The sequence below is a fragment of the Paraburkholderia adhaesiva genome, from assembly GCF_021390575.1.
In the GTDB taxonomy this organism is placed as follows: domain Bacteria; phylum Pseudomonadota; class Gammaproteobacteria; order Burkholderiales; family Burkholderiaceae; genus Paraburkholderia; species Paraburkholderia adhaesiva.
This window is the reverse complement of sequence record NZ_JAJEJQ010000002.1, coordinates 675,884-691,356: the sequence shown is the minus strand read 5'-3', so window position 1 is coordinate 691,356 and position 15,473 is coordinate 675,884. Positions and strand designations below refer to the sequence as shown.

The following is a 15,473-nucleotide window of genomic DNA, read 5'->3' as shown; positions in this document are numbered from 1 at the left end:
CTCACTTTCCCATGGCACAGCCTTTTGACGAAGCCGAACGCGCGGCGGTCTACCGCGCGATTTACGAACGACGCGACATGCGGCACTTCGTGCCCGGGCCCGTTGATCCGGCGACGCTGCAGCGCCTGCTGGACGCAGCGCACCATGCACCGAGCGTGGGCTTCATGCAGCCGTGGAGAATCGTCCGGATCACCGACGCGGCACTGCGCGAGCAACTCCACGCAGTGGTGGAACGCGAGCGTCTTGCGACCGCCGATGCACTCGGCAAGCGGCACGACGAGTTCATGAAGCTCAAGGTGGAAGGCCTGCGCGAGTGCGGCGAAGTGCTGGTGGTCGCGTTGATGGATCACCGCGAGTCGCACATATTCGGACGACGGACGTTGCCGGAGATGGATCTCGCGTCAGTCGCGTGCGCAATCCAGAACATGTGGCTCGCCTCGCGGGCCGAAGGGCTCGGCATGGGCTGGGTGTCGATCTTCGACGTCGACGATGTGCGTGCGCTGCTCGCCATGCCTGCGGGCGCAAAGCCCGTGGCTATTCTTTGCATTGGCCATGTCGAGGCGTTCTATCCGCGTCCGATGCTGGAGACGGAGCGCTGGGCCGAGCGCAAGGCGCTTGGTGATTGCATCTACGAAAACCGTTGGGGCGAGGTAGCGCCCACACCGGGTGAGCCCCCAACCGCCTGAGCGCCGAACAGGGCTGCCATCCGGATCCATACAACGCGATGTCACCCGGACACAGGCGGGCATGACAGCGAACTGCGTGCCCTCGGCGGCCTGAAGCTTATTGCGGCTGCGGGACTGGCTTGACCGATACGACGTCCGGCATCGCGCGCGCTGCAGCGTCGCCCGCCGCACCCGGCTCACGCAACTGCACACGCCATTGCGGCGCACCCGCATAGGGCAGCCGCGCCAGTGCGCTCGCTACGAGATAAGGGAGCGCCCGCTGGGCGTCAGCCTTGCGATCGCGCTTCATCACGCTGACGCGATAAGCCTCCGTGCCCTCCGGCAGCGCGAAAAAGCGCAATGTCAGCGTATGCACGTAGGGCTTCCCAAACCACGGGAACGACGGCTGACCGGCAGGCGCACAACCCTCCGCGCAATCGCCGGAAGTTACGGCCGTCACCTCGGCAGGGCGCGTTGCCCACGCCACTGAAACGAGGTATCTCGCCGCGTCCGGCTTGCCCTCCACGAAACCGCGCGTTGCGAGGCCGTCACGCAGCATCGATTCGGCGGGCGAACTCGCACCCGTCTCCCCGTCTACCGGCGATGGCGCGAAACGGTAGTTCACAGTTCCCTGCGTCGGCTCGGGCAGGCCGCCGCGCGCGTTGACGTCGGTGGTCACGCCCGCACAACCGGCCAGCGAGCCAAGCATCAGAACAGCGCAGATCGTCTGCGGAAAGGTCACGGAAAACTCCTTCGGGTTCGTAGGCAACCACGGTCGGTTGCAGCCAGGACTACTCATAATCACGCACGGTAACGGCAGCCACGAAACCGCCGTCGTGCAGGCAACGGGTACTAAACAGACACTAGGCGGGCGCGTCGAGCGCGGGAAGGTTCATGGTCACGGTGGTGCCAGCACCTGGTTCGCTCTCGACGCTGACTTCGCCGCCATGACGCGTCACGACGGTTTTCACGAACGCCATGCCAAGTCCCGCGCCGCTTATCTCGGGCCGTTGCGCTGCATGGAATCGCCGGAACGATGTGAAGAGATTCGCCTGGTCCTCGAGCGAAATGCCGTAGCCCTCGTCGCGAATCGAACAGATCACGCGCGCTGCCAGTTTCGCCTGGCGGATGGTGCAAACAATTCGCGTATTCGGCGGGCTGTATTTGACGGCGTTGTTCAGGACATTCACCAACGCACGGGTCATCAGCGAATTGTCGGCGTTGATCCAGCCCATCTCATCGCCTTCGAACGCCGTATCAATGCGAATCTGCTTTGCACTCGCCTGCGGCCACACCTCATCGCTCGCGGTGATCACGAGGTCGGCCAGACTCGTCGGCTCCAGGGCATACGTCTGCGACTCCGCACGCGCCAGCTGCACGAAATCCTCGGCCAGCGTGAGCGAGCGCCGGGCATAACGTTCGATGCGGTCCATCACGGCTCGCACCGGTTCGGCGTCAAGCGTGCCGCGCTCACGCTCGGTCTCGACCAGCGCGACGATCGACGCCTGCGGCGAACGCATATCGTGCGAGAGAAGTCGCAGCGCGTCCTCGCGCTGCCGCTCTGCGTCATGCAATGCAGTGACGTCGACGAGACCCGCGATCCAGCCGACCGCCTGACCCTGCGCGTTCATACAGCACGCGTAGCGAAGCAGATAATCGCTGCCGTCGGGCGAGCGCACTTCGACGCCGCGCTCCATGAGTTCCGAATATTCCTTGCGCGCCGGATCGAGCGGTAAAGGCCAGTGGGCATGAGCGAGGGCCATCGTCTCGGGATTCGGATCGATCGGTTTGACGAACGAAAATCCGCCGAATACCTCCGCGATGGAGCGCCCCTCCGCCGCGCCGACGCCCATTCGGTCAAGCGACTCGCGCGCTGCATGGTTCGCAATCAGCACGACACCACGCAGATCGGCGACGAAAATCGGCTCCGGCACCGAGTCGAGGCTGTCCCACACGAAGCGCCGCATGTCCTGCAGCCGCTGCGCGGCCTGCGCCATCAGTGCCATCTGCTGCGCGAGTGCGTCGCCCGCGTATTCCCGGCCAGGAGTCGGCGCCTCGGGCAACAGATAGGGCTCATCGGCTAACTGGTGCAACGACTTGCGCAAATGCGCCATCGTCATTTCCAGGCGCCGCCAGCTCCACATCGGATAGACCACCAGCAGCGCCGACACGGCGGGCACGGGGCTCAGCCATACGCGTGCGCCGTAAAGCAGCGTGGCGCTCGCGGCAAGCGCCGCAGCACCGAGCCCCACGGACAGCAGCAGCGCACGCCACGGCGACAGCACCAGAAAGCCCGCCAGCACCAGCGCCAGCGGAATGAGCGACGCAAACACGATCCACGGCGTGGACGCTGGCCTGATCGCGGTGCCGCTCAGCAGCGCGTCCAGGATGTGCGCGTGAATGTAGACGCCCGGCAACGTGCCGAGCGTGCCCGAGAGCGGCGTCGCGAAACGATCGTAGAGACCCGACGCCGTGACGCCGACCAGCACCACACGACCGCGGAATACCTCGGACGGCACACGGCCTTCGAGCACCTGCGCGAACGACACCCGGCGATACGCGGACGCATTGGCGTTGAACGGGATGAGAAAGCGCGCCTCGCCATTCGGACCGCCCGCGCGAGCGAGATCCGCGCCATGCATGCCCTTCGGCACGCCGCTGGCGAGTTTGATCGTACCCGCGTACACGTCGCGCCAGACGGTCACCATCAACTGCGGCCAGCGCTGATGCGCGTCGCCTTCGAACATCGCGACGCTGCGCACGATGCCATCTTTGTCGACTTCGAAATTGATGTGCCCGAGACCCGCCGCCGCTGTCGCAAGCGGTGCAACGGGCAGGTCGGCCACGCGCATGCCCGAATCGTCGGCGGGACTCAGCAGGATCGGCAGGTAGGTGGGCCGCTCGGCGAATGCGTGCGCAAGCGTCTCATCGTCGGGGGACGGTTCGGTAAACAGCACATCGTAGACAACCGCCGCTGCGCCCGCGCGCGCGATCTGATCGGCGAGCCGCGCGTGAACGCTGCGCGGCCAGGGCCAGCGCCCGAGCGCCGCAAGGCTCGCGTTGTCGATTTCGACCATCACGATGTCCGAGGACACCGGATGCGAACGTTTCGCGAGAAAGAAGTCGTAGACAAGATAGTCCGGACCCGCCGTCCAGCGCCAGACGATGCCAAGGAGCACGACAACGATACCGGTGAAGCCGACGCCGGCCCATTCATACAGGAACCGGCGCCCCACCGAGCGGCCAAGACGCACACTCGGCCTGACTCTCATGACCCGCTCCGTCACCAGTCCAGCCGGAACGACTCGACCGGACTGGCCTTCTGGAAGTAGCGACCGTTTTCGAACTGCTCGGCGACCACCATCCAGTAGTAGACGCCTTTCGGCAGATCGTTGATCACGATGTCGCCCGTCGTGATGCCGGTACGGTCGATGATCGGCTCGCGCAAGTCAGGTGTCGTGCCGAGCACGAAGCGAAACTGCGTATCCGACGCGCCGCGGTCGACGAACCAGCGGAAAGCATAGGCGCGAGAGTTCGCGACCCGGCCCGCCGACGTGCCAAGCGCAAGGCTGCGGCGCTCGAATGCATAAACGTTCGGCATCCCCCGCAGACCGTTCGCATCGACCGAAGCAATGCGCACGAAGTATGTGCCGTCGGGAAGCGGGCCTGCGTTGACGTGCGGCGACTCGGACTGCAGATCACGAATCATGTCGAGCAACGCCGCGTCGCGCCCGATCTGCACGCGGTAGCCGTGCGCGTCCTGCGCTGGCGCGATGTCGAACACCACGCTGGGTTCATCCTGAACCTTCGAAGGATTCACGAGGGACGGCGCTTCGAGCAGTGCCACCGGACTGCCGATTGCACCTCCGGATCGGGTCAGGCTGCCGTGGCGCGCGGCGACAAGCTGGCTCGAGTCCGCGAGCGCGACGCCCGGCGCGGGCGCGCCTTTGCCGTATGCGGCCGCATCGACGCCGACGGCCCCGTCCAGCACTTCTACCGCCGTCGAGCCGTTGCCGCCGTCGTAATTCACGCGAAAGCGCGTGCCGCGCACGCCGGCGACCACCGAGGGCGAACGGATCTGGAAGCGGTCGTCCTTCCTTGTGGCGTGGGTGACTTCGCTATCGACTTCGCCACGCTGCAGATCGACGATGCGGTCGGTCGCGCCCGTCAGCACGGTCTTGCGCAGTGACTTGAGTTCGAGCGTCGTGTTGGGCGGAATGACGAGATGGCTGCCGTCGGCAAACTCGAGCGTAGCGAAACCGTCCTTGCCGGTCTGCACCCGATCGCCCTCTGTGAGCGTCCCGCCGACGACGAGCGGCAAAGCTGGCGTAGCGCGGTACGCGTGTTTTGCGGACCCGCTAGTGGCAATCACCTTCGCGGTGAGGGTGTCGCGGCGCAGCAGCGCGACCGGCACACGCAACTCGATGCCCGCCTGTAGATGGCGCGGATCGCGCACGTTGTTCAGACGTGCGACCTGTGCCCAGTCGCCGGGATCGCGAAGATAGCGCTGCGCAAAATCGTAGAGGGAGTCCCCTGCGTGCGTGACGTAAACAACCGTCTGCTGCGCGGCACGTTGAGGCGTAGCGGACTGCCCCGCCTCAACACCCTGCACAGCAAAGAGGGCTGCGCAGACCAATGCGCCAACGATCCGCGGCACGACCCGGGCGGACACACGCGCCGTCCACCCGTCCCCGGCGGGCTGCATCGAGCGGGCGGGCATCAAGCGTCGTCCTCTTCGATACGTTCGAGACGGTAGCCGTAGCCGTAGATCGGCGTCAGACGATAGCCGTTTTCGGGGCGCAAACCGAGCTTGGAGCGCAGCACCGAGACGTGGGTATCCATTGTGCGCGAGGGAATGTCGTCCGACTGCTTCCAGATCACGTCGAGAATATGCGCGCGCGAAAGCGGCCGGCTCAGATGCTGGAACAACAGCAGGGCGAGATCGAACTCCTTCTGGGTGAGCGCGACCGGATTGCCGCCCACCGAAGCCTGGCGCGACTTCAGGTCGAATTCATATTCGCCGAAGACTTCTTTCGCCGCAGGAGCATGAAGCTGATAGGCCCGGCGCAGCAGCGAGCCCACGCGCGCCAGCAACACGAGCGGCGAAACTGGCTTGACCACATAGTCGTCGGCGCCGCTGTTGAGCATCTGCGCGATATCGACCTCGCGGCTACGGCTCGTCATGAAAAGCACCGGCAAGCGCGTCGAGAGGCTCTGGCGCACCCAGTGAAGAATCTCGTCGCCCGCCATGTCGGGCACGTTCCAGTCGAGCACCAGCAGGTCGAACGTCTCCCGCCGCAACTGCCGCATGAGATCGCCGCCCTTCGCAAACGCGTGGCATGTGTGGCCAGCGGCCGTTAGCGTTTGACAAACGAAGTCGGTTTGTGCCGGATCGTCATCCAGTACCGCAATTCTCATCATGCCCCGCATCTACATTCGCTTTCATTTTTTCGGGATGGGCTCACACTCTGGCCGCGTCGAATTCCGGAGCACGTTCGCACCCCTCCCCACTATCGTGCCGCGACGCACGCCGCTCCTGCACCACTGGGTATCCGTCCCCCAATAAGCATGCACCGCATGCCATGCGCCCTCGAAGCGAGACTGTCGCCCCGTCTTAAAAATAATGGAAGAGCAGCGCGACTTTCGTTGCAATAGGAATCGGGTTTTGCCCATGGTAGACGAAAATATCTTTATCCGACTCTGGGCCGCCACGGACGTCATCGCGAAATCTTCCCTTCGCGTTCGAGCACAATTGCCAGCCTGCCCGGCGCGCGTTCTTGTTCCCGCGCGAACTCGTCACCGGCCGCGCGAGGACGCGCGATGTGGGACGCCGCGAGATGAACGCGCACGTGCTCCTGGGCGGCAAGTTGGCCCTCCCATCGCGCCGTTTCCATCGAATTGGCAGCAGCGTTCAAAACATCCGCGCCCGGATAAATAAATCGTAGTCCTGAATATATAAAACCCGCGATGACGGGTCATCGACGCTCGAAAGCGCGGCACGCCGGACAACGTCAAGGCACCCGGCGTGGCTCAGTCTGCATGGGCACCCGTTGCCGGGGCCCACATGTGAAGCAAATGAAGGAAGCTGCCGCGTCAATACTGCTGGCGATTGTCGTTGCGGCCGCTGTTCCCCTGGCTTGACGGGTGCCCGCCCTGCGGCTGGCCTTGCGGGCGCTCGGCGCCGGGCGCCGGTGCCGGTGCCGGCGCACGCTGACCGCCAGGTTGTCCGTACGCCCCGCGGCCATAAGCGCCCGCAGGCGGCTCAGAAGGACGGCCACCATATTGCGGCGGCGGAGCGGCAGGCCGGGTCGCGGCCGGCGCTGGCGCAGGCTGGCGCGGAACGTTGGTCATGGGCGCCGGAGCGGGCGGTCGCCCACCCTCGCCTTGCGGCACCGGCATACGCGGCTCGGGACGCGGTCCACCGGCTGAAGGCGACGGACGATACCCCATTCCGGGCTGCGGCGCGCCATACGCCGGCGGCTGCCCGCCGTGCATCGGCGGCCGACCGGGAGGGCGCTCGCCAAAGCGCGGCGGCGGCACATGCGCCCAGCGATCGCGATCGCCATACCACGGACGGCCGCGATAGAAACTGTCCCAGTACGCACCGAGCGCGAAGGTCACGATCGGAAACCCGATCGCTGCGCCATAGCCATAGACCGGCACATAGCTACCCTGGTACGGGTAAGCGAGGTAGTCGGCATACACCCAGCCGCGCAGATCCGGCAGCGCGACGTCACACCACGAGTAGTCGCTCACGCAACCCATCACGGTGACGGGCACATTGGGCCCGAGTTGAGACACGACTGGATAGTCCCCGGAAGGTCCGGAGAAGACATCGACGACCTCGGTCGTATAGGCCTGTTGCTGCGCAAACGCACTGGGCGCCACCGGACCAAAACAGGCTGACGCCGCCGCGATGGCGAGCACCCGCGTGCGCATCGTGTTGCGCTTATACATTGATTCCCCCAATACCACTTTCATGTTTGCTGAAGCTGCACGTATCGTGCCCGTATTATTCGTTTTCTTCGAAGTAATGGCCGAACTTGACCTGCTTCGTGCGGATATAGCGCTCGTTTTCCTCACGCGTCGGAATGGCCAGTGCGACGCGTTCGTGCACGGGGATGCCATGCTTCGACAGCGTGTCGAACTTCTTCGGGTTGTTGCTCATGAGACGCACCGACGAGACGTTCAACAGACGCAGGATCGCCGCGGCCGAATCGTATTCGCGTGCGTCGTCGGGCAGGCCGAGGTCGAGATTGGCTTCGACGGTATCGCGCCCCTGCTCCTGCAGCGCGTACGCGCGAATCTTGTTCGACAGGCCGATACCGCGGCCTTCGTGGCCACGCAGGTATAGCAGCACGCCGCGGCCCTCGGCCGCGATGTAGCGCAACGCGAGATCGAGTTGCTCGCCGCAATCGCAGCGGTACGAGCCGAGCACGTCACCGGTCAGGCATTCGGAGTGGAGCCGCGTCAGCACGGGCTCGCCGCTCCCCACGTCGCCCATCACTAGCGCGAGATGCTCCGCACCGCCATCCTTCACGCGATACACATAGGACGTGAACGTTCCATAGCGGGTCGGCAGCGAGGCGGTCGCGTCGAGCTCGACGCATTCATTGGCGTTATCGCCGTCCGCGCAGGACGACTGGTCAAGCGTAGGCATGTTCTGGTGCAAAGGACTGTAAAAGCGGCACATGGCCGTATTGAAGTTCGGACACGAAGTTTACCGCCATTTGGCCTCCCCCGCCGGGCCGGCGCAATGTGCCCCTCCGTGCAGACCCCGACGCCGCGATGCGGGCCGCACGCCTATACTGGAAAAGCTTTCCGATGGCATGCAGGGTGTTTCGCCCGGCATGCTGCGCCACGCAATGACTGAAGGACTGAAGGACGAACCGGAGGGAGTCGCCCTATGACAAGCGTTGCACAGGTACTCAAATCGAAGCCGGAACAGGTGGTCTACACCATTGCCGCGTCTGATTCGGTCTATAACGCAATACGCCTGATGGCCGAAAAGCAGATCGGCGCGCTCGTGGTGACCGACGACAATGCGATCGTCGGCATCGTCACCGAGCGCGATTACGCGCGCAAGATCGTGCTGATGGACCGGTCGTCAAAAACGACCGCCGTGCGCGACATCATGAGTCCACACGTGCGCTTCGTGCAGCCCGACCAGACCACGTATGACTGCATGGCGCTCATGACCGAGCGCCGCATGCGGCACCTGCCCGTGCTGGACGGCGGGAAGCTGATCGGGATGGTGTCGATCGGCGACCTCGTGAAAGACATCATCGCTGAGCAGCAATTCACGATCGAGCAACTCGAGCACTACATCACCGGCCGCCCCGTGGTTTGAACCCCGCGCCCCGCGCCGCTATGCAACAAAAAAAGCCCAATCCGGCAGGGTTGGGCTAAGCCGCCTTGCAGCGGCGGAGGTTCTGCGCGTGAATATCGCGGGATGCGTCGCGTACTCGCGGGTCATCAATCGGAGCGGGCTTTGAGCCGCCCCTCAATCTGTCAAATCAACTAACGCCGGACCAGGGCTAGTTGGACGGGCTCGGCATTGCCGGCTGGCCGGTCTGCACCTTGCCGGCCGGCGCCGTGCCGTAGCCGCTCGTGTCGGCGGCGGGCGTCGTCGTCTGCGCCATGGCGCGCTGTTGCGCCACGCGGGCTTCAGCGGCCTGGATGTCTTGCGGATAACTGACCTCGTCCCCGCTAAACGGGTTGTAGCCGGCCTGTTCGAGCTGCTGCAGCTCGGCCTTCACTTCGGCACGGGTCTTGGGTGCGTTGGCACCAGGGTCGGCCTGCGCGAATGCGAGGGCCGGAGCAGCCACCATGGCGGCCACGAGCGTGGCCTGAATCAGCTTGCGGGATTGCATGATCACTTACCTCCATCACTTGCTTAGCCGGGTCGCTGGCGAATGGCCGGACCTCTGGTGCAAGTTTAAGTAGGTGAATGACCAGGGCAAATACCTATTTGCCCAAAATACAGTTCCGCTTGCGGCAACAATACGTCGGACGTTCCGACGCTGTGCGCGTCACTGCGTATCGCCAGCGTCTAGCCAGCCTCGACAAGCAGTTTGCGTGGCCCGCTGGCAAACCCGCTGCCCACCTCGAAAAAACGCAACGGGCGCTCGATTTCGCGAGAAAGCCCGATGCGCGTGGTCACGCCGACTCGCCGCGCGGGCTCGTCGATACGCCCGATCCACAGACCACATCCCGTACAAAGATCGACACCATCGAAGGCCGCGCCGATGCCGAACGCGCGCGTGAGCCGCCCCGGCCCGCGCGCGAGGTCGCGCAGCGCCACGCCAGGACGGCGCGTCGCCATTTGCGCGAGACCTTCGAGTGGCTCCACCGCGCGAATCAGCACCCCGGCGCCGACGCCCGCGTCCTCGCTCGACATGTTCAGCATGTACGCGCTGCCGTAAGTCAGCCGAACGTAGGCATGGCCGCGTTCGAGAAATAGCGATGTATTCCACGTCCGCCGCCCGATGAACGCGTGCCCCGTCGAGTCGCCGACCGGATAGGCCTCCATTTCGACGATGCGGCCGCTGATACGGCCATCCGCGAAATCGTGGACGAGATACTTGCCCACCATGAAGCGGGCGAGTTCGACGGTATCTACAGGCAGATCCGCGCGGCGCAGTGCAATGATCGGCAATGCGGACGGCTGTGCTGGTGCAGGCGCGGGGTTGGACACAGATGCCCGCGCACGTCGATCATCCGGCGACGCCGCCCCGCGTCCCTCCGCCAACCCTGCCTTCTTCAATGCATTCGCCGTCATCGTGCGAGCCCGGTCAACATGCTGTCTGCGTCTCCCCGCGCGGCTTCGCGATGCGCAAGACATACGAACGCATCGCGCGACTGCCCGCACGCCCATCCCTCGATAACCGGTCGAGTGTAGCGCCGCCCCCGAGCGTGCGCAGAACGCCGTCCGCCCTGTCCCGCACGGCTTGCACGGGCGCGCGGCCATTGCGTTACCATCCTCCGCACAGCCCAATGTCCCCAGCGAAGGAGCCACAAGATGAACGAGCAACGCGCGATTCAGTTCCTCAACGATGTCCGCAAGCCGCTCCTCACGGTGCACAAGGCGATCCTCGATCACGAGCGCGCCCTCTACGAGCGCGAGTTCGGCCCGGTGACGCCCGCGGCGTTCCTGCAGGTGCTGATCAATGGATCGGGTTTTCGCTGGATCGCGCCGCTTTCGACCGTGATCACGAATATCGACGAGTCGCTCGACGCGAAGGACTCAACGGCCGACGACCGCATCGCCGCCGCCCAAGCGGTGCGCGCACTGTTCTCAGGCGAGGAGTCAGCGGAGTTCTTCGAGCACTATCAGGCGCTGCTTCAGGCGAGCCCTCATGTGCTGCAGTTGCACGGACAGATCGTGCCGCTACTGCGCGGCGCGCAGGACGCCTGACGCAGCCGGTCCGCCCGACCGCTTCACGCGGTCCGCTTGCGCCTCGCCGGAACGGCCGACACCGCCGTGCCCGCCGTGCCATTAACCTCGCGCGCGGCGGAGAGACGCCGCCACAGCGTCGTCTTGCTGATACCGAGCAGCGCGCACACGCGATCGCGATCGCCATCGCAGGCTTCCAGCGCCGCGCGGATCTCATCCGCTTCCACGCTCAAGCTGCGCTCGCGCAGCGTCAACGCCGCATCGCCGGCCGCGCGCGATTCGAAGATTTCAGGCGCTATCGCGCGCAGCACGTCGGGCGTCAGCGCGTCGTCTTCCGTGTCGGCCAGCTCAACCACGATCCGCTCCACCACGTTCTGCAGTTCGCGCACGTTGCCCGGCCAGTCGTAGTGCGCGAGCAAGCCGCCCACCGGCGCGAGCACGTGCGCAGCCGCATCGCCCGTGCGCACGCGCAACGCCACGCGCGGCTCGCGGCGCGCGGATTGCAGCAGCAATTCACCCGCGAGCGGCACGACGTCGGCGCCGCGTTCGCGCAACGGTGGAATCACAAGGTTGAGAATATTCAGCCGGTAGTAAAGATCGGCGCGGAACTCGCCGGTCTCGATTTGCCCGCCGAGCGAGCGGTGCGTGGCCGCGACCACACGCACATCGACGCGCGTCGGCTCCGTCGCGCCGAGCCGCACCACTTCACGCTCCTGCAGCACGCGCAGCAGGCGGCTTTGCAGCGGCAGCGGCATCTCGCCGATCTCGTCGAGAAAGAGCGTGCCGCGATGCGCGGCCTCGATGAGCCCCACCTTGCCGCCACGCCGCGCGCCCGTAAATGCGCCCTCCTCGTAGCCGAATAGTTCGCTTTCGAGCAGCGTTTCCGGAAACGCGCCGCAATTGATCGCGACGAACGGGAAATCGCGCCGTGCGCTCTCGCGATGGATGCCTTGCGCGACCATCTCCTTCCCGGTACCGCTCTCGCCGCGAATCAGCACCGTCGCGTCCGACTTCGCATAGCGCTTCGCCAACTGCCGCACGCGGGCAATGCCCGCTGTCGCGCCGCTCAGGTCGTCGATGGCATAACGCGCCACGAACTGCGGCGCGCGCTGGCGCGTTCGCAATGTGCGGTCGAGCCGCTCGACGGCCCGCGACTCCTGGAACGTCAGCACGGCGCCGGTCGTCACGCCGTTGTCGACGAGCGGCCCGCGATGCACGACGTAGCTCACGCCGCGCACGGTTTCGAGCGATTCGCCGTCGGCTTCGGGCAACGTAAAGGCCATATCTGGCGCGAGGTCGGCGAGCGACTGGCCCGCTGCCGCCGCGGGATCGATGTCGAGCACAGCCGCGAGCCGCTGGTTGATCGCCTCAACGCGGCCCTGCGCATCGAGCGCGACGACGCCGTCGCGCAAATGCTGCAGCACGCTGTCGAGCCGCTGACGCCGCTGGGTCTCGCGCCACGTGGCCTGCACGACTTCGAGCGCATTGTCGAAGGCTGCGCGCACCGAAAGGCGCGAATAGACGAAGAACGGCACGAGACCGTGCTGCGCCGCGAGATCGTTCACGAGACCGGGCCCCACCACCGCACCGACGCCACGATCGCGCAGGTCGAGCACGCAGGCCTGGGCGTCTTCAACGGTGCGGTACGACGCGAACACCACGTCGAGCCCGAACGCGCTCGCGAAGCGACGCGCTTCAACGGGTGTCTCGCCGTAGGTGACGAGCGCCACGAGATCGGCCTCCCGGCGCGCGCGGGCGAGCGCCTGCATCACATCGAAGCCGGTCGGCTGCAGGAGCACGACAGGCACGTCGACGCGCGTCTTCAGATACGTCCCGTTCGAGCCCGCCGCGACAACGACGTCGGGCCGCTGGCCAGGCGCCGCGGCAGCAATCTCGGCGGCCGCTTCTTCGAAGCCGCGCGCAACGACGCGCACGTCGGCGAGATCGTCGTATTCGCGGGCAATGTCACGGAACAGGTCGCGCAGGCGGCTGATGCCCATTGCCCAGACGCGCGGTCGAAACTGGGATGGGGCCGGAAAGCGATTCATGGCTGTCAGATGCGGCAAAACGGGAGGTTCATTATCGCTCGACGATTTCAAATTTGAAATCACCATTTCACCGCAGAAATACCACCGCCGGATACGCCCCGACGAATCCGGCGCAAAATCAACAGGTTACCCGTGCCATTCCGCGCTGGCACGGTATCTGCAATACCGGAGCGCGATTTTCCCGGAGACGTACAAATGACCAACAGAACCCCCGCCAGCGCAGGCGCGAAATTTCGTGCCGCAGTAGCTGCAGAACAACCGCTTCAGGTGGTCGGCGCGATCACCGCGTATGCCGCCAAGCTCGCACAAGCCACCGGCTTCAAGGCCCTCTACCTTTCGGGTGGCGGTGTAGCCGCCAACTCGCTCGGCGTGCCCGACCTCGGTATCAGCACGATGGACGATGTGCTCACCGACGCGCGCCGCATCACCGACGCCGTCGACATCCCGTTGATGGTGGACATCGACACCGGCTGGGGCGGCGCATTCAACATCGCGCGCACGATCAAGTCGTTCATCAAGGCAGGCGTCGCAGCCGTGCACCTCGAAGACCAGGTCGGCCAGAAACGCTGCGGCCATCGCCCGAACAAGGAAGTCGTCGCGATCGACGAAATGGTGGACCGCGTGAAAGCCGCCGTCGATGCACGCACCGATGACCAGTTCGTGATCATGGCGCGCACGGACGCCGCAGCGGCGGAAGGCATCGATTCGGCCATCGAGCGCGCAGTGGCCTACGTCGAAGCGGGCGCGGATATGGTCTTCCCCGAGGCGATGAAGACCCTCGACGACTACCGCCGCTTCAAGGCCGCGGTGAAGGTGCCGATCCTCGCGAATCTGACCGAGTTCGGCTCGACCCCGCTTTACACCCTCGACGAAATGCAAAGCGCGGACGTGGACATCGTCCTCTATTGCTGCGGCGCGTATCGCGCGATGAACGCGGCGGCGCTGAACTTCTACGAAACCGTGCGCCGCGACGGCACGCAAAAGGCGGCCGTTTCGACGATGCAATCGCGTGACGACCTCTACAAGTACCTCGGCTATCACGCCTACGAAGACAAGCTCGACGCGCTTTTTGCCGCGAAGAAATAAATCTGGCCCATTCAAGAGACACGAAGGAAGACACCATGAGCGAAGCAGACAAGAGCGTACCCGCAGCGGGCGCTTTCAAGCCGAAGAAGTCGGTTGCCCTGTCGGGCGTGACGGCGGGCAACACGGCGCTGTGCACCGTGGGCCGCACCGGCAATGACCTGCACTACCGCGGCTACGACATTCTCGATCTCGCCACCGCGTGCGAATTCGAAGAAGTCGCATACCTGCTCGTGCACGGCAAGCTGCCGAACACGGCCGAACTCGCCGGCTACAAGACGAAGCTCAAGGCACTGCGCGGCCTGCCCGCCAACGTGAAGGCAGCGCTCGAATGGGTGCCGGCCTCGGCGCATCCGATGGACGTGATGCGCACCGGCGTGTCGGTGCTCGGCACCGTGCTGCCGGAGAAGGACGACCACAACCTGCCGGGCGCACGCGATATCGCCGACCGCCTGATGGCATCGCTCGGCTCGATGCTGCTGTACTGGTACCACTATTCGCACAACGGCAAGCGCATCGAAGTCGAAACCGACGACGATTCGATCGGCGGCCACTTCCTGCACCTGCTGCATGGCCGCGAGCCGTCGAAGTCGTGGGTTGACGCGATGCACGTCTCGTTGAACCTGTACGCCGAGCACGAGTTCAACGCCTCGACGTTCACGGGACGCGTGATCGCGGGCACGGGCTCGGATATCTATTCGGCGATCACCGGCGCGATCGGCGCACTGCGTGGTCCGAAGCACGGCGGCGCGAACGAAGTCGCGTTTGACATCCAGTCGCGCTACGGCAATCCGGACGAAGCGGAAGCCGATATCCGCCGCCGCGTGGAAGCGAAGGAAGTCGTGATTGGCTTCGGCCATCCGGTCTATACGATCTCGGATCCGCGCAACAAGGTCATCAAGGAAGTCGCGCGCAAGCTCTCGAAAGAGCAGTCGAATCTGAAGCTGTTCGACATCGCCGAGCGCCTCGAAACGGTTATGTGGGACATCAAGAAGATGTTCCCGAACCTCGACTGGTTCAGCGCCGTGTCGTATCACATGATGGGCGTTCCCACCGCGATGTTCACGCCGCTCTTCGTGATCGCGCGTACAGCGGGCTGGAGCGCGCACATCATCGAGCAGCGCGTCGACAACAAGATCATCCGCCCGAGCGCCAATTACACCGGACCGGACAATCTGAAGTTCGTGCCTATTGGCAAGCGATAAGCAAGTGCTAAGCAAGCGCTAGTTCAGTACTGATCCCCACCTGGCCGGACGGCTCGTTAGCCGTCCGGCCAGGTGG

At 65.0% G+C, this 15,473-nt stretch carries 15 protein-coding genes; 6 read left to right on the top strand and 9 right to left on the bottom strand.

What is annotated here, in order from left to right; genetic code table 11:
• The first annotated feature begins 11 nt into the window (after nucleotides 1-11).
• Complete coding sequence (gene bluB, locus L0U80_RS18675) at nucleotides 12-686, top strand: 5,6-dimethylbenzimidazole synthase (RefSeq protein WP_233868227.1); 675 nt, start codon at nucleotides 12-14, stop codon at nucleotides 684-686.
• A 97-nt stretch (nucleotides 687-783) separates the two neighbouring features.
• Here the strand turns inward: bluB and L0U80_RS18670 are convergent, their stop codons facing one another.
• The 6 genes from L0U80_RS18670 to ribA form a co-directional block, all read right to left on the bottom strand.
• Nucleotides 784-1,407: a DUF4136 domain-containing protein gene (locus L0U80_RS18670; protein ID WP_233868224.1), complete on the bottom strand. Its 624-nt coding sequence runs from the start codon at nucleotides 1,405-1,407 to the stop codon at nucleotides 784-786.
• Nucleotides 1,408-1,528: 121 nt separating this feature from the next.
• The gene (locus L0U80_RS18665) at nucleotides 1,529-3,937 is read right to left on the bottom strand and encodes a CHASE2 domain-containing protein (protein WP_233868221.1); all 2,409 of its coding nucleotides are present in this window, start codon (nucleotides 3,935-3,937) and stop codon (nucleotides 1,529-1,531) included.
• Nucleotides 3,938-3,948: 11 nt separating this feature from the next.
• On the bottom strand, nucleotides 3,949-5,385 hold the full coding sequence (locus L0U80_RS18660; RefSeq protein WP_233868218.1) for a FecR domain-containing protein: 1,437 nt from the start codon (nucleotides 5,383-5,385) through the stop codon (nucleotides 3,949-3,951).
• Complete coding sequence (locus tag L0U80_RS18655) at nucleotides 5,385-6,083, bottom strand: response regulator transcription factor (RefSeq protein ID WP_233871422.1); 699 nt, start codon at nucleotides 6,081-6,083, stop codon at nucleotides 5,385-5,387. Before L0U80_RS18655 ends, L0U80_RS18660 begins: the two co-directional genes overlap by 1 nt.
• Before the next feature lie 675 nt (nucleotides 6,084-6,758).
• Nucleotides 6,759-7,622 (bottom strand): SH3 domain-containing protein, encoded by an 864-nt coding sequence (locus tag L0U80_RS18650; RefSeq protein ID WP_267954846.1) that lies wholly within the window; start codon nucleotides 7,620-7,622, stop codon nucleotides 6,759-6,761.
• A 55-nt stretch (nucleotides 7,623-7,677) separates the two neighbouring features.
• Entirely contained in the window at nucleotides 7,678-8,325 is a 648-nt protein-coding gene (gene ribA / locus L0U80_RS18645; RefSeq protein ID WP_124149629.1) for a GTP cyclohydrolase II, read from the bottom strand.
• Nucleotides 8,326-8,571: 246 nt separating this feature from the next.
• Between ribA and L0U80_RS18640 the strand changes: the two genes are divergently transcribed.
• Complete coding sequence (locus L0U80_RS18640) at nucleotides 8,572-9,015, top strand: CBS domain-containing protein (RefSeq protein ID WP_233868215.1); 444 nt, start codon at nucleotides 8,572-8,574, stop codon at nucleotides 9,013-9,015.
• Between the two features lie 187 nt (nucleotides 9,016-9,202).
• Here the strand turns inward: L0U80_RS18640 and L0U80_RS18635 are convergent, their stop codons facing one another.
• Nucleotides 9,203-9,538: a DUF4148 domain-containing protein gene (locus L0U80_RS18635; protein ID WP_233868212.1), complete on the bottom strand. Its 336-nt coding sequence runs from the start codon at nucleotides 9,536-9,538 to the stop codon at nucleotides 9,203-9,205.
• Between the two features lie 179 nt (nucleotides 9,539-9,717).
• Nucleotides 9,718-10,446, bottom strand: coding sequence for a DNA-3-methyladenine glycosylase (locus L0U80_RS18630; RefSeq protein ID WP_373322224.1), 729 nt, complete (start codon nucleotides 10,444-10,446; stop codon nucleotides 9,718-9,720).
• Nucleotides 10,447-10,686: 240 nt separating this feature from the next.
• On the opposite strand from L0U80_RS18630, the gene L0U80_RS18625 reads away from it, so the two are divergent.
• Nucleotides 10,687-11,082 (top strand): hypothetical protein, encoded by a 396-nt coding sequence (locus L0U80_RS18625; protein WP_233868206.1) that lies wholly within the window; start codon nucleotides 10,687-10,689, stop codon nucleotides 11,080-11,082.
• Nucleotides 11,083-11,105: 23 nt separating this feature from the next.
• Here L0U80_RS18625 and prpR read toward each other — a convergent pair whose 3' ends face one another.
• Entirely contained in the window at nucleotides 11,106-13,061 is a 1,956-nt protein-coding gene (prpR, locus tag L0U80_RS18620) for a propionate catabolism operon regulatory protein PrpR (protein ID WP_373322223.1), read from the bottom strand.
• A gap of 46 nt (nucleotides 13,062-13,107) precedes the next feature.
• Between prpR and L0U80_RS18615 the strand changes: the two genes are divergently transcribed.
• From L0U80_RS18615 to prpC, 3 genes are read left to right on the top strand one after another with little or no spacing between them, the layout of a single operon-like run.
• On the top strand, nucleotides 13,108-13,308 hold the full coding sequence (locus tag L0U80_RS18615) for a hypothetical protein (RefSeq protein WP_233868200.1): 201 nt from the start codon (nucleotides 13,108-13,110) through the stop codon (nucleotides 13,306-13,308).
• Entirely contained in the window at nucleotides 13,305-14,195 is an 891-nt protein-coding gene (gene prpB, locus L0U80_RS18610) for a methylisocitrate lyase (protein ID WP_233868197.1), read from the top strand. Before L0U80_RS18615 ends, prpB begins: the two co-directional genes overlap by 4 nt.
• A gap of 35 nt (nucleotides 14,196-14,230) precedes the next feature.
• Nucleotides 14,231-15,397 (top strand): bifunctional 2-methylcitrate synthase/citrate synthase, encoded by a 1,167-nt coding sequence (prpC, locus tag L0U80_RS18605; protein ID WP_233868194.1) that lies wholly within the window; start codon nucleotides 14,231-14,233, stop codon nucleotides 15,395-15,397.
• Nucleotides 15,398-15,473: the final 76 nt, after the last annotated feature.

Excerpts from the sequence above, each read along its gene's own strand:
- bluB (WP_233868227.1), top strand. The coding sequence starts at position 12 with ATGGCACAGCCTTTTGACGAAGCCGAACGCGCGGCGGTCTACCGCGCG.
- L0U80_RS18665 (WP_233868221.1), bottom strand. The coding sequence starts at position 3,937 with ATGAGAGTCAGGCCGAGTGTGCGTCTTGGCCGCTCGGTGGGGCGCCGG.
- L0U80_RS18660 (WP_233868218.1), bottom strand. The coding sequence starts at position 5,385 with ATGCCCGCCCGCTCGATGCAGCCCGCCGGGGACGGGTGGACGGCGCGT.
- L0U80_RS18655 (WP_233871422.1), bottom strand. The coding sequence starts at position 6,083 with ATGAGAATTGCGGTACTGGATGACGATCCGGCACAAACCGACTTCGTT.
- L0U80_RS18650 (WP_267954846.1), bottom strand. The coding sequence starts at position 7,622 with ATGTATAAGCGCAACACGATGCGCACGCGGGTGCTCGCCATCGCGGCG.
- ribA (WP_124149629.1), bottom strand. The coding sequence starts at position 8,325 with ATGCCTACGCTTGACCAGTCGTCCTGCGCGGACGGCGATAACGCCAAT.
- L0U80_RS18640 (WP_233868215.1), top strand. The coding sequence starts at position 8,572 with ATGACAAGCGTTGCACAGGTACTCAAATCGAAGCCGGAACAGGTGGTC.
- L0U80_RS18635 (WP_233868212.1), bottom strand. The coding sequence starts at position 9,538 with ATGCAATCCCGCAAGCTGATTCAGGCCACGCTCGTGGCCGCCATGGTG.
- L0U80_RS18630 (WP_373322224.1), bottom strand. The coding sequence starts at position 10,446 with ATGACGGCGAATGCATTGAAGAAGGCAGGGTTGGCGGAGGGACGCGGG.
- L0U80_RS18625 (WP_233868206.1), top strand. The coding sequence starts at position 10,687 with ATGAACGAGCAACGCGCGATTCAGTTCCTCAACGATGTCCGCAAGCCG.
- prpR (WP_373322223.1), bottom strand. The coding sequence starts at position 13,061 with ATGGGCATCAGCCGCCTGCGCGACCTGTTCCGTGACATTGCCCGCGAA.
- L0U80_RS18615 (WP_233868200.1), top strand. The coding sequence starts at position 13,108 with ATGGCTGTCAGATGCGGCAAAACGGGAGGTTCATTATCGCTCGACGAT.
- prpB (WP_233868197.1), top strand. The coding sequence starts at position 13,305 with ATGACCAACAGAACCCCCGCCAGCGCAGGCGCGAAATTTCGTGCCGCA.
- prpC (WP_233868194.1), top strand. The coding sequence starts at position 14,231 with ATGAGCGAAGCAGACAAGAGCGTACCCGCAGCGGGCGCTTTCAAGCCG.